This is a genomic window from Methylobacterium nigriterrae, assembly GCF_037106235.1.
Taxonomy (GTDB): domain Bacteria; phylum Pseudomonadota; class Alphaproteobacteria; order Rhizobiales; family Beijerinckiaceae; genus Methylobacterium; species Methylobacterium nigriterrae.
In genome coordinates, this window is the sequence record NZ_JBAWTG010000820.1 from 1 (window position 1) to 276 (window position 276).

1 pseudogene is annotated in these 276 nt (G+C 67.4%); it reads left to right on the forward strand.

The annotated features are described in order from the left end of the window. Positions 1-64 precede the first annotated feature (64 nt). Positions 65-276 (forward strand): annotated as a pseudogene (locus WDW90_RS39290) (MFS transporter); the annotation flags it as partial.

Genomic DNA, 276 nt, shown 5'->3' on the forward strand with positions numbered 1-276 from the left:
CGGCGCCAGACGCGTCATTCTCGTGACACTGCTCATCGCTCCGGTCGGTCTCGTCCTGGCCGCGATGGGCGTCACGATCTTCGACTCCTTCGCCGTTGCCGTTGCCGGCCTCGTGGTGTTCGGTGCGTCATCCGGCATCTGCGACGTGGCCATGAACGTGTCCGGTGCGGCAAACGAACGCGCACTCGGGCGCACCATCATGCCGATCTATCACGCCTTCTTCAGCGCGGGCACCATTATCGGCGCCGCGCTCGGTGCGGTCGCCGCGCTCGGCGC